Genomic DNA, 22406 nt, shown 5'->3' with positions numbered 1-22406 from the left:
GACGGACGGGACGGACGGGACGGACGGGACGGACGGGACGGACGGGACGGACGGGGCAGACAGGGCGGATGCGGCGCCGGGTCACGGCAGCCGCGGCGCCGGCACCCTCGGCACGGCGGGCACCAGCGCGGACAGCCGCTCCAGCAGCTCCCCGAACGGCCCGTCCGAGGGCTCCTGGCCGAGCACCCGCAGCACGATCCCGGCCATCTCCGGGTCGTACGCGGCGCTCACCGCGGCCAGCGCCGCGAAGTCGTGCACCAGTTGGCGCTCCAGCTCGGCGCGGGGGATCCTCCGGCCGTCCAGCCAGATCAGCGCCGTCGACTCGGCCAGCGACACCCAGGAACGCACCACCAGCTCCAGCCGGGCCGGCGGGTCGTCGACGCCCAGATGCTCCAGGATCTGCGTGCAGGCGGCCTGCCGCACCCCGTCGATCATGGCGTTCGTCGTCGAGGAACCCGCCGCCGGTCCGCCGCGCATCAGCGCCGAGAAGCCGGGGCCGTGCTCGTCGACGAAGTCGAAGAACCGCTCCATCACCCGCAGCAGCCGCGTCCCGAGCGGACCTTCCCTGGGCTCCACGAACCGGGCCGCCAGCTCGTCGGCGGCCCGCCGCAGCGCCGCCTCGTACAGACTCTGCTTCCCCGGGAAGTAGTGGTAGACCAGCGGCCGGGAGATCCCCGCCGCGGCCGCGATCTCATCGATCGACACCTCGTCCGGGGCGCGATGACTGAACAACTCCAGCGCGACACCGATCAATTGCTGTCTGCGCTCCTCGACGCCCATCCTGCGGCGCACCCCGGTCGTCATGGTGCACAGCGTACCGAGTGGGACAGCCGCCGGGCGGCGCCGGGACCGCTCACAGATCCAGCACCAGCCGCGGGCCCCGGCAGCGAGAGACGCAGATCAGCATGGTGTCCGCCCGCTCGGACTCCGTCAGGAGCTCGTCGCGGTGGTCGGCCTCGCCCTCCACGACCCGCTGGCGGCAGGTCCCGCAGAAGCCCTGCTCGCAGGAGTACGAGACGTACGGCACCTCCTCGCGCACCGCGGCCAGCACCGAACGGTCCGCGGGCACCTGGACCGTACGGCCCGAGCGGCGCAGCTCCACCTCGAAGGCCGTGGCGTCCGCCGACGGGCCGGACGCCGTGAAGCGCTCCAGGTGCAGGCTGCGGCCGGGCGGCAGGGCCGCGGCGACCGCGTCCATCAGGGGTTCCGGGCCGCAGCAGTACACCGCCGTGCCCGGTGCGGTGTCCGCCAGGGCGGCGGCGATGTCCGGGCGGCCCGCCTCGTCCTCGGCGACGACCGTCACCCGGCCGCCGTCCGCGTCCAGCCGCCCGATCTCGTCCAGGAACGGCATCGAGGCGCGGGACCGTCCCCCGTACAGCAGCCGCCAGTCGGCGCCCGAGGCGGCCAGGGCGCGCAGCATCGGCAGCACCGGGGTGATCCCGATGCCGCCCGCCACGAACAGGTAGGCGGGCGCCTCGGTCAGCGGGAAGCGGTTGCGCGGCTCGCGCACCTCCACCTCCTCGCCCTCCCGGAGCCGTTCGTGCACCTCGCGGGAGCCGCCCCGGCCGCCTTCCACCAGCCGGGTCGCGATGGTGTACGTGTCCGGGTCGGCCGGGTCGCCGCACAGCGAGTACTGCCGGACCAGACCCGAGGGCAGCAGCACGTCCAGGTGGGCGCCGGGCTGCCAGGCGGGCAGCCCCGAGCCCTTGAGGCGGAGCCGGACGACGCCCTCGGCCGGGGTGCTCCGCTCGGTGACCAGCAGTCGCCACGTGGTCGTGACGCGCCGCTCGGCGTGGCCGGAGACCGGCTCCTCCAGGGCGGGCAGCGGCCACAGGGGGGAGCGCTGGATGCGGCGGTGCAGGGCGCGCCTGGCCAGCAGGGCGGCGCCGGCGACCAGGACGACGGTGCGCAGGCGGGGCCGGGGGAGCGGCATGGTCAGCGGTTTCCCGTCGTACGGGCCTCGGCGGCGGTGGCCGCGGGCGAGTGGGCGAGGTAGTCGACGGCCTGGGCGGTGCTGCCCTCCTGGGAGGGGTGGTAGCCGCGGCTCAGATAGCGGGGGACCGAACGCAGCAGATCGCCGGTGGCGGGCAGGGTGCCGCGCTTGCCGCTCACGTAGAACTCCTTGAACGAGCCCTTGCCGTTCAGCAGGCTCGGGTCGTTCTCCATGAAGAAGCGGATGCCGCGCTGCCAGAGGAAGACCAGCGCGCTGAACGCCGTGGCCCAGGTGCGGGTCCGCCGCCGGTAGCTGCCGTCCACGTGCATGAACACCTCGAAGGCGACCGAGCGGTGCTCGACCTCCTCCGCGCCGTGCCAGCGCAGCAGGTCCAGCATCATCGGGTCGGCGCCCCGCCGGTCCAGCTCCCCGGCGTTCAGCACCCAGTCGCCGAGGAAGGCGGTGTAGTGCTCGATCGCCGCTATCAGCGCCACCCGCTCCATCAGCCACCAGGTGCGGGCCCGGCCCGGCGGCAGCGTCCGGTCGCCGAGCAGCTTCTCGAAGAACCAGTCGACCTGCGCGGTGTACGGCGTCGGGTCGAGCCCCAGCTCCTTCAGCCGGGGCAGCACGTCGTCGTGCGCCTGGGAGTGCACGGCCTCCTGGCCGATGAAGCCGATGACGTCCTGACGCAGCCGCTCGTCGTGGATGTACGGCAGGACCTGCCGGTACACGTGGATGAACCAGCGTTCCCCGGCGGGCAGCAGGAGATGGAGCACATTGATGGTGTGCGTGGTGAACGGATCGCCCGGCACCCAGTGCAGAGGCGTCTTCTCCCAGGAGAAGGAGACCTGACGGGCCTTGAGCGGAATCCGCTCCGACGTGACCGGCGCCGGCTGCGTGTTAGACATGGTGTCAATGTACTGAGAGGTAAGCCCCGGGAACAGGGGCGTGCGAGGAATTCCTGACACCCGCTGAAACCGCTCATCAGCGCAGCCCGCCCACCCGACTGCCGTCCGCCAGCGTCCCGTTCAGCCGGGCCCGGTCGCCCTCCCGGGCCCGCACCGCGAGCAGCCGCCCGCCGGAGCGCCCCTCCACCCCGCCCGACGCGGCCAGCGAGGCGAACTGTTCGCTGCCGGCCGCCAGGACGTACCAGCGGCCGCCCCGCGACCTCCACAGCACCCCCGCCAGCACCCGGGGGTCACGCGCCCCGCAGGCCGGGGTGGACTCGGCGCGGGCCGCGACCGCCCCGGGCGGACCGCCCGTCGCCGCGAGGGGCGCGGACGGCGCCTGGAACTGGGCGAGGACCCGGCTCCCGGCGCCCCGCCAGGTCTCCGCCCGGGTGCAGACCCAGCGCGCCACCCCGTCCCCCTCGGGCAGCGGCTGCTTGGCGAACTGCCAGGAGTTCACCGACCGCACCCCGTGCGAGCGCACCGAGGGCAGCAGACAGGCGGTGCGGGCCCAGCCGTCCCGCTCCGCCCGCCCGGCGACGTCGTGCGGGGCGGACGGCGGGCCCGAGGTCAGCCGGGCCGGGGTCAGTTCGCCGAGATCCGTCAGCAGCCGCACCGCGGCACCGTCGCGCGCCTCGACCGCCGGCCAGGTCCGGCAGCCGGACGCGGTGGCCGGGCCGGTCAGCGCGTCGGTCACCCCGTCGGCGCGGCGCCCCAGCGGCCGCGGGGCGGCGTCCGGCGCCAGCAGGTCCCGCACCGACACCGCGGTCACCCAGGGGGCGGTGAGATAGCGGACACGGCCGCCGGATCGCGTCACGACCAGCGCGGCGGCCGACGCCCGGTCCGCGCCGTCCACCCGGGCGAAATCCAGCACGGGCCCCCAAGCCCGGCCCGCGTCACGGGATTCGGCGTACCGCACCACCCGCAGCCCGTCGTAGAACAGCACGACCACCGCCCCGCCCACCCCGCCCGCGTACAGCAGTTGCGGCGCCCCCATCGGCGGACCGGCCGGGGTGCCCGGGGTCGCCGAGACCCGCACCGCGCCGCCCCGCCGGGCCCAGGCGGCCAGCGCCCGGCGCAGCAGCCCGGTGTCCCCGGCGCGGTCGCCCCGGGTGGGCCAGGCGGTGAAGTCCGTACGCGGGGAGCGCCGCCAGGACACCGCGTCCACCCGGCCCAGCCGCCCCGGCTCCAGGGCCTCGGCAGCGGCGGCCGCCCGCTGGTCCGGCACCCCGCCCCACCGCGGCGCGTGGCTCGCCGGGCCCAGCAGCGCCCCGCACACCAGCAGCGCCGCCCCGGCCGCCAGCGCCGCCTTCGCGTACCGGCGGCGGCGCAGCAGGTCCGGCGGCCGGGCCTGGAGCGAGCAGGGGTCGAACTGCGGGGAGGCGAGGAGCGCGTACGGTGCCGCGACCGCCTCGGCCTCGGCGAGCGCCGCGTGCGGGTCGGCGACCCCGGCCGCCGCCAGGACCCGCCGCACCTCCGCGTCGGCCAGCCCCTCCAGGCCGCGCAGGGCGTGGGCGGCGCGGCCCGGTCCGGAGAGCGCGGCCAGCGCGTTCTCCAGAGCGAGCCCGTCCGCCCCGCCCGAGTGCGGCAGCAGCCGCAGCCCCCACACCAGCGGGAGCGGCGACCGCAGCCGGGCCCGCACGGCGCTGCGGCGCGGCCGCCCCGCCTCCAGGGCCGCCCGGACCACCCGCAGCCGGGCCCATGCGTACTCCGGGTCCACCGCCGCTGCCGCCGGCGGCGGCCCGGTTCCCCGTTCCGCCCGGCGGCCGGGCAGCAGACAGCGCTGGGTCAGCGCGTGCGCCGCCAGCACCCGGCGGTGGCTGCCCGGGGTCGGCGGCAGTACGAGATAGCCGAGCCGGACCAGCCGCGCGTAGTGCTCGACGAGCGCCGTCCCGGCCCGCTCCCCGCCGGGCGCCGGGGAAGGTACTTCAGGCAACGGAGACACGTTCAGCAGAACGAGCGAATCGTGCGATGGTCACCCCAGCCCCGTGCCGCCGGGCGCCTCCGCCACCGCTGCCGCGCGCCGGATCCGCCCCTACCGCAGCTGCCAGGCGCTGAACTCGGCCGTGCCGCGCAGTGCGCTGCCGCCGTTCGTCGCGGTCATGAAGAACCCGACGTCCTGGACCGCGGCCGGGCCCGGCACCGTCACCGTGCCCACCTCCCGCCAGACCGCCCCGCCGTCGGTGGAGCAGGAGGCCGTGCACGCGCCGCCGGACCGGACCAGCCGCAGCAGCACCGGGGCCTTGATCCCGGTGAGCCGCAGGTACGCGTCCAGGGTGCCGTCGCCGTTGGTGTCGTACGAGAGCACCACCCCGTTCGACGGGGTCACCGCCAGGTTCAGGAAGCCGCCGGAGCCCGGCGTGGCAAGGGAGTCGCGGACCACGAGCCCGGCCCGCGCCCACCCCCCGGTGTTCTCCTGCGCGTCGACCCGCACGGTCACCTCCGCGCCGTCCGTCCACGCCCCCGTCCGGTATGCGGTGCCGAACTGGCTGGTGCCCTTCCACAGGTCCTGGCCCGCCCCGTTGACCGCGTACCGCCCGGCCAGCTGCCCGAAGACCGCCGCGTTCGAGGTGTACGTGCGCCACCCCGGCTCCAGCGGCGCCGCCAGGTACACCGCGCCGCGCCGCACCTCGGTCACCCGCTCCTCACCGAGCGGCCCGTAAGCGGTGCTCAGCTCGTACGGCATCGGCCGCAGCGGCCCGGTCAGCGGCTCGGGCGGTGCGGTGACCCGCCAGCCCACCGCGCCGGAGCCGCCCGCCGCGACCCCGTCGAGCGAGGTGGCGCCCGTCGGGGCCGCGGTGAGGCCGGTGAGCGCGAAGTCGACCCGGCCGGTGGCCCGCAGCCCGTTCAGGTTGCGGAAGACGGCCTTCACCGTGCCGGTGCTCCCGGGCGTGAACGTCACCGGCTCGGCGGTGACCGTGATGCCGCCCTGGTACGGAGCGGTGGACAGGGTCTCGAAGACCCGCCGGGCGGTGCGGTACGCGTCGCCGGTCGGCCGCACCGGGAGGCGGTCGGTCCGCCGGGTCCACTCCTCCTCGCCCGGGTACCAGTCGAACGCCTTCGCCGCCCGCCCCTCCGCGAGGGCGTCGGTCAGCTCGTCCAGGTACGCCTGCCACTGCGGGAGATGGACCTCGGCCAGCAGCCCGTGCCAGTCCCGGTTGGCGTAGTTGCTCAGCGCGTCGGCGGCCGCCCGGTCCGCCCAGGTGGTGACCAGGGTGCGCGCCGTCCACTCCAGCCGCACCGCCTCGGCCGGACTCGTCGCCAGCCGCCGGGCGTCCTCCAGCCACGGCCCCAGCAGGAACGACCGGTGGCAGCCCGCCACCGTGTCCGCCAGCCGCATCAGCCTTAGCCAGAGCGCGGCGAGCACCCGGAAGCGGTCCACGTCCCCGTCGTCCCGCGCCGCCCGCAGCCGGGGCAGCAGGGTGCGGGACCGGTCGGCGAGCGCCTGCCGGGCCAGATCGGTCAGGTCGTGGCGGTAGCTGTCCGAGTCGCGCAGCGCCGGGCGTACGTCCAGGAACGCCGCGAACGCCCGGTCGAAACCGGCCGGGTCGAAGGCGGTGTTCACCGAGGCGGTGATGTTCGGCCGCCGGGAGAAGAGCGAGTCGACGGGGCGGCCGTCGGTGCTGGTCAGCCGGTATGCGGTGGTGGCCAGCGCGGCGAAGGCCGATTCCGCGGCACGGTCGCGCCCGCCGTAGCGGAACGCCGGATACGCCCGGAACCACGCCTCCCGGTCCACCTTCTCCGTCCGCCAGGCCAGTTCGCCGAAGAGCTCGAAGGCCGCCGGGTCGCGCTCGGTGGCCTCCGGCATGTACGCGGTGCCCGCCAGGGCGCTGCCCGGCTTGTCGCGCCAGGCGGTGAACTTCTCCGTCCAGCGGTCGGTGTTGGCGCCGATCGTCGTGCGGCCGCCGAAGTTCGGGATGGTGCCGAAGGCGTACGGGGTCCCGCCCCAGTCCCGCTCCCGGTCGGTGACGGTGTCCAGGTCGGAGAGGCCGTCCACGATCAGCATCCGGCCGGTGTCGACCGCTTCCAGCAGCGCGGGCCGGGGGTTGGCCTGCCAGCCGAGGATCACCCAGGTCGCGCCGGGGTGCGCGGTGCGCAGCGCCGACTCCACGGCGCGGGCGGCGTCGGGCACCGGGACGTCCCCGGCGGTGCCGCCCTCGTGCAGCAGATCCATCTTGAAGTGGGCCGCCGGGCCGAACAGATCCTCCTGGTGCCGGTAGAAGGCGGCGGCCACCTCCGCGAAGACAGGGGTGCGCGGGTCGAGCCAGTCCGGCCGGCGCAGCCCGTTCCAGGTGCCCTGCGGCACCACCCGGGCCCCCGGATTGCGCGCCGTGAAGCCGTCCGGGACGGTGCCGAAGTAGCCGGGGAGCACCGGCGCCATGCCCAGCTCCCGCATCCGGCCGGCGATCCGGCGGCCCAGCTCCGCGCGGCGCGCGATGAGTTCGGGGCCGAGCGGACCGCCGTAGCCGCTCATGTTCTGGAGCAGCCACCACGGCTGGTGGGAGGGGGCCGGCAGCCAGGCACGGGCCTCGGTGTCGCTGTAGCCGAAGTCCTGGAGCAGCCGGTGGTAGACGGCCTCCTGCCCGGCGGTGACCAGGACTTCGTTGCAGCCGTGCAGGGCGAGCACGTCGAGCATCCGCTCCCAGCGCGGCCAGTCGGCGTACGGGGCGGTGTACCCGTCGTGGGTGTCGTTGAGCGCGAACCGGTGCGGGACGGTCGCCGAGCGCTCCACGGGCGTGCGGGGCGCGGGCAGCCGGGCGGGCAGCCCGGCGATGTTGCTGCCCGCCCAGGAGATGACGGCGTCGCAGGTGTACTTGAGGTACCAGTGTGCCCCGGTCAGGGCCGCCGCCGGGGTGGTCGCCGCGATCTCGATCCGCCCGGTGGTGCCGGTGACCCGGAAGCGGTCCGGCGCGCCGCCGCCCCGGGGCAGGGCGCGGAGCCGGAACTGGTCCGCGTGGTCCGGCAGCAGCCGGCGCAGCGCCGCGCCCGCGGCCGCCAGGTCTCCGGCCGCGACAGCCGCGGCGGCCGGAGCCGCCGGAGCGGGGGAGGCGGCGAACGCGGGGGAGGCCGCCCCGAGCGCGGCGGCGGCGCCGACGGCCCCCGCGGAGCCCAGCAGCGTACGCCGCGTCGGCCCGGCGGAGCCGGAGGGGCCGGAGGAACTGAAGGGCAGGGAGGGTTCCGTCATGATCCGCACTCCTCGGCGTCGTTCATGGTGGCGCATGCGACAACAGGTGCGTGCGGAGCGCACGCTAACGACGGGTGAGGGGGCGGGCAATGGCGCGGTCCCGGCGAGTTGTGCCGATCCAGCCGTTCGGCCGCACGGAGCCGTACCGTCCGGGCCTCCGTACCGCCGCGCGGCGCCGGATCGGCCGGGCTCAGGCGTACGCGGCCATCGCGGCGTCCACCGGCGCCCCGGTCATCCGGTTGGCCAGCGTCGACATCGTGTAGGCGCCGATGCCCAGGACCACTTCGAGGGCGTTGCGGGCGGTGTAGCCGTGGCCGAGGAACGCCCGGAGCGTCCCGTCGTCCACGGCCCCGCCCGACGCGAGTACGGCCAGGGTGAACTCCCGTACCGCCTCGAGCCGTTCGTCCGGGAGCGGGCGCGCCTCGCGCAGTGCGGAGACCAGCGCGGGGTCCGCGCCGAGCCCGGTGAGGCGCGCGGTGTGCATCGCCACGCAGACATGGCAGTCGTTGCGGGTCGCCATCGTCATGATCAGGACCTCGCGGGACAGCGGGTCCAGGGTGGTGGACTCGAAGGCGGCGCTCGCCCGCAGGAAGCCGTCGAGCGTCTCCGGCGAGGTGGCGAGCCGGGCGACGGCCGCGGGCAGGTAGCCGCTCTTCTCCGTCACCGCCGCCATGGTGCGACGGGCGGCCGCGGGGGCCGATTCGAGGGTGTGGTCGGGGAAAGGGGTGGGCTCGGGCAGAGCGGAAGCAGGCATGGGAGGCCTTTCCGGAAGGGCGGACAGGGCTAAACTCGTCAACGTGATTGACGAAAAGGTAAACCTGGTTGTCGAGTTTTGCAATGGCTGAGCGCGGGACGGGGGCGCCCGAGGGGGACCGGCCGGGGTTCGAGCTGCCCCTGCTGCTGTTCGCCGGATTCCGTTCGATCATCGACGAGTTGCACCGCGACCTCGCCGAGCAGGGGCACGCCGGTGTCCGTCCCGCGTACGGCTACGCGCTCCAGGCCGTGGGCCGCGACGGGGCCACGGCCAGTGAGATCGGCCGACGGCTCGGGGTCTCCAAGCAGGCCGCGGGCAAGACCGTGGAGCGGCTCGAGGGGCTCGGCTACGTGGAACGGGTGGACGACCCCCAGGACGGGCGGCGCAAGCTGGTCCGGCTGACCGCGCGCGGCATCGACGTCCTGGTCAGATCGGCCGAGGGCTTCGACCGGCTGCGGGCGCGGTGGGTCGAGGCGCTCGGCGCGGACCGGGTGCGCGCGATGGAGGACGACCTGCGCGCGATGGTGTCCCCGGGCGCGCTCCGGCTCGACGCGCAGAGCTGGTTCGCCGGCTGAGGCGCCCGGGGGATCCCGTACCCGCCCCGGTCAGCCCCGGTCCAGATAGGCCAGCACCGCCAGCACGCGGCGGTTGTCGTCGTCGGAGGGCGGCAGACCGAGCTTGGCGAAGATGTTGGAGGTGTGTTTGGCCACCGCCCGCTCGGTCACCACCAGCTGCGAGGCGATCGCCGTGTTCGAACGGCCCTGCGCCATCAGCTCCATGACCTCCAGCTCGCGCGGGGTGAGCCTGCCCATCGGCTCGTCGTGCGAGCGCCGGGTCAGCAGCTGCGAGATCACCTGCGGGTCCATCGCCGTGCCGCCCGCCGCGACCCGGCGCACCGCGTCCACGAACTGCCCGGCGTCGAAGACCCGGTCCTTGAGCAGGTAGCCGATGCCCCCGTCGCCGTCCGCCAGCAGTTCGCGCGCGTACAACTGCTCCACGTGCTGCGAGAGCACCAGCACCGGCAGCCCCGGCTTCGCCCGCCGGGCCGCCAGCGCGCACTGGAGTCCCTCGTCCGTGTGCGACGGCGGAAGGCGTACGTCGACGATCGCGACGTCCGGCTCCGACTCGGCGAAGGCGCGGGTCAGTTCGGGCCCGCTCTCCACGGCGGCCGCGATCTCGAAGTCGTACGCCTCCAGCAGCCGGACCAGCCCGTCGCGCAGCAGGAAGAGGTCTTCGGCTAGGACAACTCGCAAGGAATCTCCATGGTCACCATGGTGGGGCCGCCGACCGGACTGCTGACGGCCATGACGCCGTCGAATGTACCGAGTCTGCGTTCGATTCCGCTGAGCCCCGAGCCGCCGCCGACCACCGCGCCGCCCCGCCCGTTGTCGATGACGGTGATCCGCAGGGCGGAGTCCGAGTGGCGGATGTCCACCTGGACCCGGTCCGCCTGCGCGTGCTTGGCCGCATTGGTCAGTGTCTCGCTCACCGCGAAGTAGGCCGCCGACTCGACGGCCGCGTCCGCCCGGCCGCCCAGCTCGGCCCCGACCTCCGCCGTGAAGGGCATGCGCAGCGCCAGCGCCCGTACCGCGTCCCCGAGTCCGCGCTCGGCGAGGACCGGCGGATGGATGCCCCGGACCAGGTCGCGCAGCTCGGCCAGCGCCTCGGCGGACGACTCCCGGGCCATGGCGAGGACCTTCTTCGCCTGCTCCGGGTCCTTCTCGATCAGCGCCTCCACCGCGCCCAGGCTCATGCCCATCGCGACCAGCCTGGCCTGTGCCCCGTCGTGCAGATCGCGCTCGATGCGCCGCAGTTCGAGGGCGGCGGTGTCCACCGCCTCGTGCCGGGTCTCGGTCAGCCGGTCGATGCGCCGGGCCAGTTCCTCCTGCGTGGTGGGGGACAGGACGGCGCGGGCGATCAGGAAGTGCGCCCGCAGCAGCCGCTCGTTCACCAGCACCCCGACCCCGAACAGCACCAGGCCGAGCCCGGCGGCGGCCAGCCCGGTCGCCTGGTCGGTGACCGGGACGAAGCCGTACCAGTAGCGGTCGTCGGTGAAGACCCGCCACAGGCCCGCCGCCAGGACGAAGCCCTCCAGCGGGTAGACGACCAGCGCCGCCGCCAGCGTCGACACCAGGTACCCGGCCGTCGCGTCGACCAGCAGCCACCGCAGATCCCGCCAGGTCGCGGGGTCCTTCAGCAGCAGCCCGGTCCGCTGCACCCGCCCGGTGAGACCTTTCCGCAGATCCTCCGGGAAGGGGCGGTACGTGACCGGGATGCGGACCCCGGCCCAGTCCGCCGCGAGCAGCCGCCGCCGGTTGGCGTGCTTGCGGACCAGCTCCAGCGCACCGGGGGTGGTGAGGGCCCCGATGCCCACCGGGACGCACACGATCGACAGCACCGCCCACACCAGCAGGGTGAGCGAGCCGCACAGACCCGCGATCGACAGCAGGAGCCCCCGCCAGGCGGCCAGTGTCGAGCCGCGTATCCGTCGCCTTGCCGCGTTCATCCCGGTCCGTCCCCCCTTACCGGGCCTTCCGTCCGGGCCCGTTCCGGGGGACAGTCTCACCCGGAACGGGCCCGGGACATCAGCCGGGCCGCCACCTGGACGGGGTGTACCCAGCACCACCCCCGGCGGCCGCTGCCGGTCAGGGGGTGTACTTGTAGCCGACCCGTCGTACGGTCTGGATCGAACGGCGGTGCTCGGCGCCCAGTTTGCGGCGGAGCCGGGCGATGTGGACGTCCACCGTGCGGCCGTCGCCCACGTGCCCGTAGCCCCAGACCGTGGTCACCAACTGGTCGCGGGTGTGCACCCGGTGCGGGTGCGTCACCAGGTGGGCGAGGAGCTCGAACTCCAGGTACGTGAGGTCGAGGGCGTTCCCGTCGACCGAGGCGGTGCGCTGTACGGGGTCTATCCGCACCGGGCCCGCCTCCGGGGCGGGCTCCGGCGCCGACACCACGAACTGGGCGCCCGGGGCGCCGGCGACGGGCTGCTGATCGGCCGGTACGAGGACCAGGTACCCGATCATCGGCGGCTGCCCCGGCAGTGCCGGAACGGTGTGCTGGGGCGCGGGCAGCCAGGTGGCGCCCGGGGGCAGGAGGGCGGCCGCGTCGGCGAGCCGGCCGGCCTCCTCGGAGGTGACGGCCCGCAGCCGGTGGCGGTTGGGCGGGAGCGTACGGGCGGAGGTGGTGGCCGCAGCGGGGGCCGGGGACGCCGAGGTGGCGGCGGCCGCGACGGAGAAGGTACGGGTGTTCGCCATGAGGGTCAGCTCTTTCGCGCGAAGGAGTCGTCGGTGGACGGACTTGCTTGCGCGCGGGCCGAAGGCCGGGGTGAGCGGCTTTAGAGGGCCTGCGCGTTCGACGCGCGACAACACACCCGGTCGAAGTCGTGGTGCTGACGGGACGGCCAGAACGGTTCGAGGTCGCTGCGACCGGTCGAGGTGTGCTGGAGGCTGGCCATGGGCCCCATTGAACCAGACAACCAGGCGGCGCAGCAGACCCCTTCCATCCGTCGGGACGGCCCGGCCATCGTTTACCGGGACTCTTGCAGAAAGCCCTGGCGTTCACGCCGGGGATGAATGCATCTCAAGGCTGCTCTGGCGTGCACTTCAGAGCGGACGTTTTTGCTGCTCGATGTACTGGTGGACGATCGCCCTCGTGCTTCTCCGCCGCACGATGCAGAGAAGCACGAGGGCGACCACAGGTGCCCGTGCGTGATGGCGCGGTTGATCCGGCCGGTGAACTCCTGTCGTATCCGGCGAGCGGAGACGCCCTTGAGGCTGTTGACCAGCTTCGAGACGGCGACTTTGGGCGGGTAGTGCACCAGAAGGTGGACGTGATCGCGTTCGCCGTTGAACTCTTTCAGCTCTGCTTCGAAGTCCTCGCAGACCTTGCGCATGATCATGCATCGCCGAAACGACATGCCCACCACGTCTGTAATCGTTCTGCCCGTCCATGAGACCAATCGCAGTAGGGTCCTGGGTGTGCAGCTCCGCTACAACTACCGGGCCTACCCGGACGCCTCCCAGCGCCGTGCGCTGGCCAGTGCGTTCGGGTGTGCCCGCGTGGTGTGGAACGACTGCCTGCGCGACCGGAAGGAAGCACACGCGGCGGGACTGCCGTACGTGAAGTCGGCCGAACTGTCCCGGCTTCGCATCACCCAGGCCAAGCTGACCGAGGAACGTGCCTGGCTCGCCGACGTGTCGGCGGTCGTCCTTCAACAGTCCCTGCGGGACCTGGACACCGCCTACAAGAACTTCTTCGACTCGGTCAAGGGCAAGCGGCGGGGCCGCAAGGCCGGCCCGCCCCGCTACAAATCGAAGAAAGACACCCGGCAGTCGATCCGCCTCAACACCAACGCCTTCTCCCTGAAGGGCGACGGCACGGTGTACGTCGCCAAGGTCGGCGACCTCAAGGTCAAGTGGTCCCGCCGGCTTCCGGCCGCACCCACGTCCCTGACCGTCACCAAAGACAGCTGCGGCCGGTACTTCCTCAGCTTCGTCGTGGACACCGAGCCGGACACCCTCCCGGAGGTGGAGGCGGAGACCGGTATCGACCTCGGCCTGTCCGCCTTCGCGGTCCTGTCCGACGGCAGCAAGATCGACAGTCCTCGCTTCCTGCGCCGGGCGGAGAAGAAACTCGGGCGTCTTCAGCGTGAGCTGTCCCGCAAGGCCAAGGGATCGAAGAACCGGGCCAGGGCCCGCATCAAGGTCGCACGCCAGCACGCCAAGGTGGCGGACCGGCGCCGGGACTGGCACCACAAGGTATCCACACGGATCATTAGCGACAGCCAAGCGGTGTATGTGGAAGACCTCGCGGTGTCCGGCCTCGGGCGCACCCGGCTCGCCAAGTCCGTGCACGACGCGGGATGGTCCGCGTTCGTCGGCATGCTGGAGTACAAGGCGGCTCTGCACGGCCGCACCTTCGCCAAGGTGGACCGTGCTTTCCCGTCCTCCCAGGTCTGCTCGGCCTGCGGATTCCGGGACGGCCCGAAGCCCCTGCACGTCCGGGAGTGGACGTGCGGGGCCTGCGGTACGGTCCACGACCGCGACTGCAACGCAGCCCGCAACGTCCTCTTCGAAGGACGCCGCGTCGTCGCCGCCGGACGGGCGGAGACACTAAACGCCTGTGGAGCGCAGGTAAGACGGGCACATGTGCCCGCACAGCGCGTTGAAGCAGGAAGCCCCCGGAAGGGTCAGACGACCCAGGCCGGAATCCCTGGACTTTAGGCCAGGGAGCACGTCAACAGTCAGGTATCGCCGGCGACACGGCCGGGTTCCAGGCCCCGGGCGGACCGGGATTCGGCGCGCAGCCGCCGGCCGGTTACGGGTACCCCGGTGGCGCCGCGCTGCCCAGCGGCAAGGCCACCGCCTCGATGGTGCTCGGCATCCTCGGCCTCGTACTCATCCCGATCATCCTGCCGATCATCGCGCTGGTCCTCGGCACCTCCGCCAAGCGGATGGCCGACCGGGGCGAGGGCGGCGGCCGCGGCCAGGCGGTCGCGGGCATCGTGATGGGCTGGGTCGGCGTCGGGTTCGCGCTGCTCGGCGTCACCGTGGCCACGATCCAGGGCATCGGCGCGATGTAACGGGCGGCCCACCGACCGGCCCACCGGCCGCGCCGAGGAACCGTACGATCCGGTTCCCCGGCGCGGCTTTCGCGTACCGGCGGGCGGCTCCCGCACGGTCCGGCGGGCGGCTTTCGCGTACCGGCGGGCGGCCGTCGCGCACCGGCTCCATGTGCGGTGGCCACATGCGGATCGGGCCAGGTGGGGCGCCCGGCACCATATCGACGGCGGCGCGCTGTTCATACGGTTCGGCGACATCACAGGAACACGCCGAGGAGCCGGTCACCATGCGTCGCAGAGCCACGGGCACCCCCCGTCATCGCGGATCCCTCTCCACCGCCCTGTCACTGGCCTGCGCCGGTCTGCTGCTGGCCGGGTGCACCGCCGCCGGGAAGGCCGGCGAGGGCGGCGGCGACGGGGACGCGAAGGACGGCACCGTGAAGGTGGGCCTCGTCTACTCGCGGACCGGGCTGCTCGCGGACTACGGGAAGCAGTACCGGGACGGCTTCATGGCCGGCCTGGACCACGCCACGAACGGCACCCGCGAGGTGGCCGGGCACCGCATCGAGGTCGCCGAGCAGGACGACGCGGGCGACCCCGGCAAGGCGGTCGCCGCGGCCAAGACCCTGATCGGCAAGGGCTACAAGGTGCTGGCCGGCACCACCGACTCCGGGGTGGCGCTCCAGATGGCGCCGCTCGCCGCCCAGAACAAGGTCCTCTACATCAGCGGACCGGCCGCCACCGACGCGGTGACCGGCATCAACGACTACACCTTCCGATCGGGCCGCCAGTCCTACCAGGACATCCTCACCGCCGGGTCGATGCTCGGCGAGGCCAGGGGCAAGAAGGTCACGGTGCTGGCCCAGGACTCCACGTTCGGCCAGGCCAACGTCGCCGCGGTGAAGGCGGTCCTCGGGGCCGGGGGCGCGAAGGTCGGCTCCGTGCTGGCCCCGCCCAGCGCCACGGACCTCACCCCGTTCGCCCGGCAGGTGAAGGCGGGCCGGCCCGATCTGGTCTTCGTCGCCTGGGCGGGCTCGACCGCGCCGGCCCTGTGGACCGCGCTGGACCAGCAGGGCGTGCTGGAGGCGGGCAAGGTCGTCACCGGGCTCGCGGGGACGGCCTCGTACCCGGTCTTCGGGGACGCCGGGACGAAGGTGTCGTTCCTGGCGCACTACTTCCCCGGGGCCGGCGGCGGCAACGCCGTGGAGAAGTCCATGCTCGACGCGGTCACCAAGGCGGGCGGCACCCCCGACCTGTTCACCCCCGACGGCTTCACCGCCGCGCAGATGGTGGTGCGGGCGATCGGCAAGGGCGGCGCCACCGACACCGCCGCCATGGTGAAGGCCCTGGAGGGCTGGAGCTTCGACGGGGTGAAGGGCACGGAGCAGGTCCGGGCCGAGGACCACGCCCTGGTGCAGCCGATGTTCGTCGCGAAGCTCAGGGGGAAGGGCGCCGACGCCGCCCCGGAGCTGGTGGACACCGTACCGATGGCCGAGGTCGCGCCGCCCGCGAAGCCCGCGGCGGGCTGACCGATGGCCGCACCGGACACCACCGCGCCGCGCGCGGAACGGGCCCCGGACACCGCCCCGGTGCTCCGGCTGGCCGGCATCGGCTGGAGCGTCGGCGGGGCGACGATCGTCGAGGACGTCTCACTGAGCGTCCGCGAGGGCGAGTTCCTGGCCTTCATCGGCCCCAACGGGGCGGGCAAGACCTCCCTGTTCAACCTGATCAGCGGGGTCACCACGGCCACCTTCGGCACCATCGAGCTGGACGGCACCGACCTGACCGGCCGGCCCGCCCACGCGCGGGCCCGGCTCGGCCTCGGCCGCACCTTCCAGACGTCCAGCCTCTGGCCGGCCATGAGCGTCGCCGAGCACGTCCGGCTGGCCGCGCAGGCCGCCAGGGGCGGCTCCCACCGGCTGTGGCGGCGGGCCCCCCGCTTCACCGCCGAGGTCGACGGCGTACTGGAACGCACCGGCCTCGCCCACCGGGCCGGGGCCACCGCCGCCGAACTGTCGCACGGCGAGAAGCGGAAGCTGGAGCTGGCCGTGCTGCTGGTGGGCGAGCCCCGGCTGATGCTGCTCGACGAGCCGATGGCCGGGGTCAGCGCCGAGGAGGTCCCCGCGCTCACCGAACTCATCCGCACCCTGCACCGGGACGAGGGGCGCACCGTCCTGATGGTCGAGCACCACATGGACGTGCTGCTGGGGCTGGCCGACCGGCTCGCCGTGATGCACCACGGCAGGCTGCTCGCCCTGGACACCCCCGAGGCGGTCACCGCCGACCCGACCGTCCAGCAGGCCTACCTCGGGGAGGGGCTGTGACGGCCGGACCCCTGCTCGCCGTACGGGACCTGCGGGTCCTGATCGGCGGGCGGCACATCCTGCACGGCATCGACCTGGACGTCGCCCGCAACGGCGTGACCGCGCTGCTCGGCCGCAACGGCGCCGGGAAGACCACGACCGTGCGCGGCGTCCTCGGTCTCGTCCCGCGCACCGGCAGCGTCCGGCTGGACGGCGAGGAGACCGTGGCGATGCCCACCCACACCGTGGTGCGGCTCGGCATCGGCTACGCCCCCGAGGACCGGGGGATCTTCGCCGGGCTGACCGTCGCGGAGAACCTGCGGCTGGCCGAACGGCGCGGCGCCGAGGGGCCCGCGTACGGGCTCGTCCACGAGCTGTTCCCCGAACTGGAGCGCCGGTCCTCGCAGTTGGCGGGGACACTGTCCGGCGGGCAGCAGCAGATGGTGGCGATCGGCCGGACCCTGCTCAACGGCAACCGGCTGATCATCGCCGACGAGCCGACCAAGGGCCTGGCGCCCAAGGTGGTCACCGAGGTCGCCCAGGTGCTGGAGCGGGCCGCCGAGGCGGTGCCGGTGCTGCTCGTGGAGCAGAACCTCGCCGTGGTGCGGCGGCTGGCCCGGCACTGCGCGGTGCTCGCGGACGGCCGCACCGCCCACCAGGGCCCGGCCGCCGGACTGCTCGACGACCCGGAGACGGCCCGGCGGCTGCTGGGCGTCGGACACGGCCCGGCCGCCGAACCCGCCGGGCACGGGGCGACGGCCACGACTGCCGGGCGCGGACCGGCCACCGACGCACCGTCGCGGGAGGCGGATTCCTGATGTCCACCGTCGTACTGCTCACCATGACCGGTCTCGGTCTGGGAGCCCTCTACTTCCTCATCGCCTCCGGCCTGTCGCTGATCTTCGGCCTGATGGACGTGCTCAACTTCGCGCACGGGGCCCTGCTGTCGATCGGCGCGTACGGCACCTGGTGGGCGGCCAGCGGCCATCTGCCCGGCGCCGGACCCGGCGGGGCGGGCTTCGCCCTCGCGGTCCTGTTCGGTACGGCGGTGGGCACCGCGGCCGCCGTGCTGCTGGAACTCGCCGTCGTCCGCCCGCTCTACACCCGGCCGCGCGAGCAGGTGCTCGCCACGGTCGGGGTGGGGCTGGCCGTCCCCGCGCTGCTGTCGGGGATCTGGGGCTCGGACGCCCGCACCTTCCCCGGGCCGAAGGCGCTGTCCGGCACGTTCGGGCTGCTCGGCGCGCAGGTGCCGGTCAACCGGCTGGTGCTGGTCGCGGCGGCCGTGGTGGTGCTGGTGGCGCTGAAGCTCTTCCTCGGCCGCACCCGGCACGGCCTGGTCGTACGGGCCGGGGTCGAGGACCGGGCGATGGTCACCGCGCTCGGCATCGACGTACGGAAGGCGTTCACGCTCGTCTTCGCGATCGGCGGCTGTGTCGCCGCGCTCGGCGGGGCGCTCGGCGGGCTGTACTTCGGCTCGGTCGACCCCCGGCAGGGCACCTCGCTGCTGATCTTCGCGTTCGTCGTGGTGGTCACCGGCGGCATGGGTTCGGTGAGCGGCGCCGCCGTGGCGTCCGTCGTCATCGGCCTGGTCCAGCAGTTCGCCAACTACTACACCGCAGCGGGCCTCGGCGATCTGGCCGTCGTGGTCCTGCTCGCCGCGCTGCTGCTCGTCCGGCCGCGCGGACTGACCGGGAGGCTCGCGTGAGCACCGTCACCGAGACACGTCACCGCACCGGCGAGGAGGCCGCCGCCGGGCACGCCCCGGGGAGCGCCGCCCGGCTGCTGCGCCGCTGGTGGCCGGCGGCCGCCCTGCTGGTGCTGGCCGTCGCCCCGTTCAGCGCGCTGCCGCTGCCGGGGCTGCTGGACGGGCCGCTCGGCAGCCCGGGGAGCCTGCAACTCCTCGCCACCTGCCTGCTGTTCGGGGCCCTGGCGACCGGCTACGACCTGCTGCTGGGCCGTACCGGGCTGCTCTCCTTCGGGCACGCGCTGTACTTCGCGGCCGGCAGCTACGCCACCAACATGTTCCTGCTGGAGACGGGGCTGCCGTTCGCGGTGTCCGCGCTGCTCGGCGTCGGCTGCGGGATCGGTCTCGCGCTGGCGCTGGGCTCGGTGAGCCTGCGGGTCACCGGGATCGGCTTCTCCATGGTGACGCTGGCGTTCGCGCAGGCCGGGTCGATCCTGGTCTCCCGCAACCCCGGCGGGCTGACCGGCGGCGAGGAGGGCCGGGCGGCCCCGGCCGAGCTGCTGCCGTCCGGGCTCGTCGGCATCGGGAACACCGCGAACCTGTACTGGCTGGCCCTCGGCTACCTCGTCCTCACCCTCGCCGTCGTCCACTGGGCGGCGGGCTCCGCCACCGGGCGGGTCTGGGAGGGCATCAAGGAGAACGAGCGCCGGGTGGAGGTGCTGGGGCTGAAGCCGTACGGGTTCAAGCTGACGGCCTTCGTGCTGGCCGGGGCGCTGGCCTCGCTGGGCGGCCTGGTGCACCTGCTGCTCACCGGCGGCTCGACCCCGCAGACCACCACCTCCGACTTCACCCTGTCGCTGCTGGTGATGGTGGTGCTGGGCGGCTCCGGCACCCGGTGGGGGCCGATGGCCGGGGGCATCCTCTACACCTGGGCCGACCACCGGCTCGGCGACCTGGCGGGCTCGGGCGCGGTCGCCGGCCTGCCTGCGGTGCTGCGGGTGCCGCTCTCGCAGCCGCTGTTCCTGCTCGGTGTGGTGTTCGTGGCCGTGGTACACCTGCTGCCCGGCGGTCTGGCCCGGCTGCCGTCCCGGCTTTCCGCGCTGCGCCGCAGCCGTACCGCCGACACCCCCGCACACCGCGGGGCCCGGAAGGAGAACGCACGTCCATGACCGCGTACGAAGAGATCCGAGTGCCCGTGACCGGGGGCGAGCTGGCGGTACTGCGGTGGCCGGCCCGGGAGCCCGGCGCCCCCGTCGTCGTCGCCCTGCACGGCATCACGGCCAACGCCCTGTCCTGGGGCCGGGTGGCCCGGCTGCTGGACGGCCGGGTCACCCTGGTCGCCCCCGACCTGCGGGGCCGGGCCGGGAGTTCGGCGCTGCCGGGCCCGTACGGGATCGCCGCGCACGCCGACGACGCGGCGGCGGTGGCCGACGCGGTGGCGGGGCCGGGCCGGGTGGTGCTGGCGGGCCATTCGATGGGCGCCTTCGTGGCGGCGCTGGCCGCCGTACGGCACCCGGAGCGGTTCGGGCCGCTGCTGCTGGCGGACGGCGGGGTCGGCTTCCCCGCGCCCACCCACCTCTCCCCCGACGAGCTGCTGACCGCGGTGATCGGCCCGGCCATGGACCGGCTGTCGATGACCTTCCCGGACCGGGCCGCGTACCGCGCGTTCTGGCAGGCGCACCCGGCGTTCGCGCGCGACTGGTCGGCGGAGGTGGACGCGTACATCCAGCGCGACCTGACCGGGGACGAGCCGGAGCTGCGCTCCTCCTGCCGGATCGAGGCGGTGCGGGCCGACGGGATCGGCCTGTTCGGCGAGGAGGTGCTGGCGGCGGTGCGGCGGCTGCCCGTGGAAGCGACGCTGCTGTGGGCGCGGCGCGGCCTGATGGACGAGGACCAGGGGCTGTACGACGAGGCGCGGCTGGCAGTGGCGGACCTGGGCGGTACGCGGGTGACGCCGGTGCCGGTCCCGGACGTCAACCACTACACGCTGCTCACCGGGGAGGCGGGCGGCGCGGAGATCGCCGAGCGGCTGGTGGCGGCCGCCCTACATCCGGCGCCCGGTCAGCAGGTGGAGGCGTAGGGCCAGTTGGAGTTCGAGGGCCCGGTCCGGCGCGTTCCAGTCGTGGCCGAGCAGCACCTGGACCCGGTCCAGGCGTTGCACCACCGTGTTGACGTGGACGTGGAGTTCGTCCTTGGCCCGGACGAGGCTGCCCCCGGAGCCGAAGTAGGCGGCGAGCGTGCGGACCAGGTGCGTGCCGCGCTGCGCGTCGTACTCCAGGAGCGGCCCGAGGGTGGCGGTGACGAAGCCCTCGACGTCCTGGGCGTTGCCGAGCACCACGCCCATGAAGCCGAGTTCCTCGACGCAGGCGCCCTGGCCGGTGCGGCCGAGGACCCGCATCGCGCGCAGGCAGCGGGCGGCCTCCCGGTGGGCGGCGGCCAGTTCCCGGGCGCCGCGCGCCGGGCCGGTGGCGGCGACGGTGACGGGGGCCTGGGCGAGCTGGCCGAGCTGGGCCGCCGCCGCGCGGGCCGCGTCCCCGGCGGCCGGGGCACGCTCGCCGGCGGCGATCAGCAGCACCACGGTCCCGGAGTGTTCCGCGCTCACCCCGTGGACGTCCCCGCCGAACAGGTAGCGCACCGCGGCGGGGGCCAGCCGCTCCCGGGGGCCGCCCTCGGCGACCAGCAGCAGGTGCGGGCGGTCCAGGTCGATGCCGAGGCGGCGGCCGCGTTCGGTGAGCCCGGCCGGGTCGCGGTCGGCGTCGGTCAGCAGATCGGTGATCAGCTCGCCGCGTACCCGGTTCTCGGTCTCGGCGACGGTGCGCCGCAGCAGCAGGAGGAGCCCGGTCACCACCGAGGCCCGTTCGAACAGCCGCCGGTCGGAGTCGTCGAGCGGTCCGCGCCGGTGCAGGACCAGCCCGGCCAGCAGCTCCCGCCCGGCCAGCACCGCGCAGATCCACCGGCCGTCGCGCTGCACGGCGCGGGCGCCGGTACGGGACTCCTCGGCGGTCTCGGCCAGCCAGCCCGCGTCCATGCTGTCGGCGGCGAAGTCCCCGCCGTCGGGCCGGACCGCGGCCAGCGGGCGTCCGGCCGGGTCGTGGATGGTCAGCGGGGAGTCCAGCAGCCCGGCGACGGCGGACGCGACATCGGTGACGTCCCGGCCGCGCAGCACCAGGTCGGTGAGCCGGTCGTGGGACTCCTCGGCCCGTCGCATGGCCGCCGAGTGGGCCCGTACCGCCGCGTTGGCCTCGGCCAGTTCGGCGTTGGCCCCGGCCAGTTCGTCCAGGGCGGAGCGGGTGTCGGCCAGCGCGCGGGCGGTGTCGATGGCGATCGCGGCATGCGCGGCGAGCGAGCAGAGCAGCGCGACCTCGTCGGGGCTGAAGACCCGGGGCGCCCGGTCGGCGGCGAAGAGGACGCCGATGACCTTGCCGGTGCCGCCGCGGCTGGAGCCGAGCAGCAGCGGTACGCCGAGGATGGCGACGAGCCCCTCGTCGAGCACCCCGGCGTTGATGTTGCGGGTGTGGTGGAAGCGGTCGTCGGTGCGGTAGTCGGGGGTGGCGTACGGGCGGGCGGTCTGCGCGACCAGGCCGCCCAGCCCGTGGCCGAGCTCCAGCCGCAGCCGCTGGAAGACCACCGAAACGGAGCCGTCGGTGACCCGCATGTAGGTGTCGCCCGCCTCCTCGTCGGGGAGCGTGAGGTAGGCGGTGTCCGTGCCGAGCAGCATCCTGGCCCGGCGGACGATCGCCTTCAGCACCTCGTCCAGGTCGCGGGAGGCGGCCAGGTCGCCCGCGGTGTCGAAGAGCGCGGTGAGCTGGAGCTCGCGGCGGCGGTGCTGGCGCAGGGCGCCCCTGATCCGCAGCGCGGTGGCGGTCGCCCGCTCCACCTCCGCCAGATCGCCCGCCGCCACCCCGGCGGCGCGCGCCCGCGAGGAGACGGCGCCCAGCGCCTCGGCGGGGGCGTCGTCGGCCAGCAGGTCGAGCAGGTGGCGCAGATGGGGTGCGGCGGAGGCGGGCGGTTCAGACATGAGGGGCCGGTCTTCTTCG

At 74.4% G+C, this 22406-nt stretch carries 19 protein-coding genes and 1 pseudogene; 9 read left to right on the top strand and 11 right to left on the bottom strand.

Annotation, left to right across the window (positions count from 1 at the left end; genetic code table 11):
• Positions 1–81 precede the first annotated feature (81 nt).
• The 6 genes from ACFCV8_RS02605 to ACFCV8_RS02580 all read right to left on the bottom strand — a co-directional run bounded on the left by ACFCV8_RS02605 (position 82) and on the right by ACFCV8_RS02580 (position 8819).
• Complete coding sequence (locus tag ACFCV8_RS02605) at positions 82–804, bottom strand: TetR/AcrR family transcriptional regulator (RefSeq protein WP_376683405.1); 723 nt, start codon at positions 802–804, stop codon at positions 82–84.
• Between the two features lie 49 nt (positions 805–853).
• Positions 854–1933 (bottom strand): PDR/VanB family oxidoreductase, encoded by a 1080-nt coding sequence (locus ACFCV8_RS02600; protein ID WP_376683404.1) that lies wholly within the window; start codon positions 1931–1933, stop codon positions 854–856.
• 2 nt (positions 1934–1935) lie between these two features.
• Positions 1936–2841 (bottom strand): metal-dependent hydrolase, encoded by a 906-nt coding sequence (locus ACFCV8_RS02595; RefSeq protein WP_376683403.1) that lies wholly within the window; start codon positions 2839–2841, stop codon positions 1936–1938.
• Between the two features lie 76 nt (positions 2842–2917).
• Complete coding sequence (locus ACFCV8_RS02590) at positions 2918–4825, bottom strand: hypothetical protein (protein ID WP_376683402.1); 1908 nt, start codon at positions 4823–4825, stop codon at positions 2918–2920.
• A gap of 90 nt (positions 4826–4915) precedes the next feature.
• A complete protein-coding gene (locus ACFCV8_RS02585) occupies positions 4916–8065 on the bottom strand; it encodes an alpha-N-acetylglucosaminidase (protein ID WP_376683401.1) in 3150 nt (1049 codons plus the stop codon).
• 190 nt (positions 8066–8255) lie between these two features.
• The gene (locus ACFCV8_RS02580) at positions 8256–8819 is read right to left on the bottom strand and encodes a carboxymuconolactone decarboxylase family protein (RefSeq protein ID WP_376683400.1); all 564 of its coding nucleotides are present in this window, start codon (positions 8817–8819) and stop codon (positions 8256–8258) included.
• A gap of 83 nt (positions 8820–8902) precedes the next feature.
• On the opposite strand from ACFCV8_RS02580, the gene ACFCV8_RS02575 reads away from it, so the two are divergent.
• Complete coding sequence (locus tag ACFCV8_RS02575; RefSeq protein ID WP_376683399.1) at positions 8903–9394, top strand: MarR family winged helix-turn-helix transcriptional regulator; 492 nt, start codon at positions 8903–8905, stop codon at positions 9392–9394.
• 30 nt (positions 9395–9424) lie between these two features.
• Here ACFCV8_RS02575 and ACFCV8_RS02570 read toward each other — a convergent pair whose 3' ends face one another.
• From ACFCV8_RS02570 to tnpA, 4 genes and pseudogenes are all read right to left on the bottom strand, one after another.
• Positions 9425–10072, bottom strand: a complete 648-nt coding sequence (locus ACFCV8_RS02570; protein WP_376683398.1) for a LuxR C-terminal-related transcriptional regulator — start codon at positions 10070–10072, stop codon at positions 9425–9427.
• Positions 10057–11325, bottom strand: coding sequence for a sensor histidine kinase (locus tag ACFCV8_RS02565; protein WP_376683397.1), 1269 nt, complete (start codon positions 11323–11325; stop codon positions 10057–10059). The genes ACFCV8_RS02570 and ACFCV8_RS02565 overlap by 16 nt, the downstream gene beginning before the upstream one ends.
• Before the next feature lie 139 nt (positions 11326–11464).
• Positions 11465–12076: a winged helix-turn-helix domain-containing protein gene (locus ACFCV8_RS02560; RefSeq protein WP_376683396.1), complete on the bottom strand. Its 612-nt coding sequence runs from the start codon at positions 12074–12076 to the stop codon at positions 11465–11467.
• A gap of 348 nt (positions 12077–12424) precedes the next feature.
• A pseudogene (gene tnpA, locus ACFCV8_RS02555) lies at positions 12425–12772 on the bottom strand (IS200/IS605 family transposase).
• Between the two features lie 27 nt (positions 12773–12799).
• On the opposite strand from tnpA, the gene ACFCV8_RS02550 reads away from it, so the two are divergent.
• The 8 genes from ACFCV8_RS02550 to ACFCV8_RS02515 all read left to right on the top strand — a co-directional run bounded on the left by ACFCV8_RS02550 (position 12800) and on the right by ACFCV8_RS02515 (position 20449).
• Positions 12800–14044 carry an RNA-guided endonuclease InsQ/TnpB family protein gene (locus ACFCV8_RS02550; protein ID WP_376683395.1) on the top strand — a complete coding sequence of 415 codons (1245 nt, stop codon included), beginning with the start codon at positions 12800–12802 and terminating at the stop codon, positions 14042–14044.
• Positions 14045–14190: 146 nt separating this feature from the next.
• Complete coding sequence (locus tag ACFCV8_RS02545) at positions 14191–14403, top strand: DUF4190 domain-containing protein (protein WP_376683394.1); 213 nt, start codon at positions 14191–14193, stop codon at positions 14401–14403.
• A 266-nt stretch (positions 14404–14669) separates the two neighbouring features.
• Positions 14670–15911 (top strand): substrate-binding domain-containing protein, encoded by a 1242-nt coding sequence (locus ACFCV8_RS02540; protein ID WP_376683393.1) that lies wholly within the window; start codon positions 14670–14672, stop codon positions 15909–15911.
• A 3-nt stretch (positions 15912–15914) separates the two neighbouring features.
• Entirely contained in the window at positions 15915–16706 is a 792-nt protein-coding gene (locus ACFCV8_RS02535) for an ABC transporter ATP-binding protein (protein WP_376683392.1), read from the top strand.
• Positions 16703–17503: an ABC transporter ATP-binding protein gene (locus ACFCV8_RS02530; RefSeq protein WP_376683391.1), complete on the top strand. Its 801-nt coding sequence runs from the start codon at positions 16703–16705 to the stop codon at positions 17501–17503. Before ACFCV8_RS02535 ends, ACFCV8_RS02530 begins: the two co-directional genes overlap by 4 nt.
• A complete protein-coding gene (locus ACFCV8_RS02525; protein ID WP_376683390.1) occupies positions 17503–18390 on the top strand; it encodes a branched-chain amino acid ABC transporter permease in 888 nt (295 codons plus the stop codon). The genes ACFCV8_RS02530 and ACFCV8_RS02525 overlap by 1 nt, the downstream gene beginning before the upstream one ends.
• Positions 18387–19538 carry a branched-chain amino acid ABC transporter permease gene (locus ACFCV8_RS02520; protein ID WP_376683389.1) on the top strand — a complete coding sequence of 384 codons (1152 nt, stop codon included), beginning with the start codon at positions 18387–18389 and terminating at the stop codon, positions 19536–19538. The genes ACFCV8_RS02525 and ACFCV8_RS02520 overlap by 4 nt, the downstream gene beginning before the upstream one ends.
• Entirely contained in the window at positions 19535–20449 is a 915-nt protein-coding gene (locus tag ACFCV8_RS02515) for an alpha/beta fold hydrolase (protein WP_376683388.1), read from the top strand. Before ACFCV8_RS02520 ends, ACFCV8_RS02515 begins: the two co-directional genes overlap by 4 nt.
• On the opposite strand, the gene ACFCV8_RS02510 is transcribed toward ACFCV8_RS02515, so the two are convergent.
• Positions 20414–22387, bottom strand: coding sequence for a helix-turn-helix domain-containing protein (locus tag ACFCV8_RS02510; protein ID WP_376683387.1), 1974 nt, complete (start codon positions 22385–22387; stop codon positions 20414–20416). The genes ACFCV8_RS02515 and ACFCV8_RS02510 overlap by 36 nt on opposite strands.
• Between the last annotated feature and the right edge of the window lie 19 nt (positions 22388–22406).

The organism is Streptomyces sp. NPDC056347, from assembly GCF_042262625.1.
In the GTDB taxonomy this organism is placed as follows: Bacteria; Actinomycetota; Actinomycetes; order Streptomycetales; family Streptomycetaceae; genus Streptomyces.
Note: the sequence above shows the minus strand (reverse complement) of the source record. Positions and strands in the feature narration are given on the sequence as shown.

Excerpts from the sequence above, each read along its gene's own strand:
- ACFCV8_RS02605 (WP_376683405.1), bottom strand. The coding sequence starts at position 804 with ATGACGACCGGGGTGCGCCGCAGGATGGGCGTCGAGGAGCGCAGACAG.
- ACFCV8_RS02600 (WP_376683404.1), bottom strand. The coding sequence starts at position 1,933 with ATGCCGCTCCCCCGGCCCCGCCTGCGCACCGTCGTCCTGGTCGCCGGC.
- ACFCV8_RS02595 (WP_376683403.1), bottom strand. The coding sequence starts at position 2,841 with ATGTCTAACACGCAGCCGGCGCCGGTCACGTCGGAGCGGATTCCGCTC.
- ACFCV8_RS02585 (WP_376683401.1), bottom strand. The coding sequence starts at position 8,065 with ATGACGGAACCCTCCCTGCCCTTCAGTTCCTCCGGCCCCTCCGGCTCC.
- ACFCV8_RS02580 (WP_376683400.1), bottom strand. The coding sequence starts at position 8,819 with ATGCCTGCTTCCGCTCTGCCCGAGCCCACCCCTTTCCCCGACCACACC.
- ACFCV8_RS02575 (WP_376683399.1), top strand. The coding sequence starts at position 8,903 with ATGGCTGAGCGCGGGACGGGGGCGCCCGAGGGGGACCGGCCGGGGTTC.
- ACFCV8_RS02565 (WP_376683397.1), bottom strand. The coding sequence starts at position 11,325 with ATGAACGCGGCAAGGCGACGGATACGCGGCTCGACACTGGCCGCCTGG.
- ACFCV8_RS02560 (WP_376683396.1), bottom strand. The coding sequence starts at position 12,076 with ATGGCGAACACCCGTACCTTCTCCGTCGCGGCCGCCGCCACCTCGGCG.
- ACFCV8_RS02545 (WP_376683394.1), top strand. The coding sequence starts at position 14,191 with ATGGTGCTCGGCATCCTCGGCCTCGTACTCATCCCGATCATCCTGCCG.
- ACFCV8_RS02540 (WP_376683393.1), top strand. The coding sequence starts at position 14,670 with ATGCGTCGCAGAGCCACGGGCACCCCCCGTCATCGCGGATCCCTCTCC.
- ACFCV8_RS02535 (WP_376683392.1), top strand. The coding sequence starts at position 15,915 with ATGGCCGCACCGGACACCACCGCGCCGCGCGCGGAACGGGCCCCGGAC.
- ACFCV8_RS02525 (WP_376683390.1), top strand. The coding sequence starts at position 17,503 with ATGTCCACCGTCGTACTGCTCACCATGACCGGTCTCGGTCTGGGAGCC.
- ACFCV8_RS02515 (WP_376683388.1), top strand. The coding sequence starts at position 19,535 with ATGACCGCGTACGAAGAGATCCGAGTGCCCGTGACCGGGGGCGAGCTG.
- ACFCV8_RS02510 (WP_376683387.1), bottom strand. The coding sequence starts at position 22,387 with ATGTCTGAACCGCCCGCCTCCGCCGCACCCCATCTGCGCCACCTGCTC.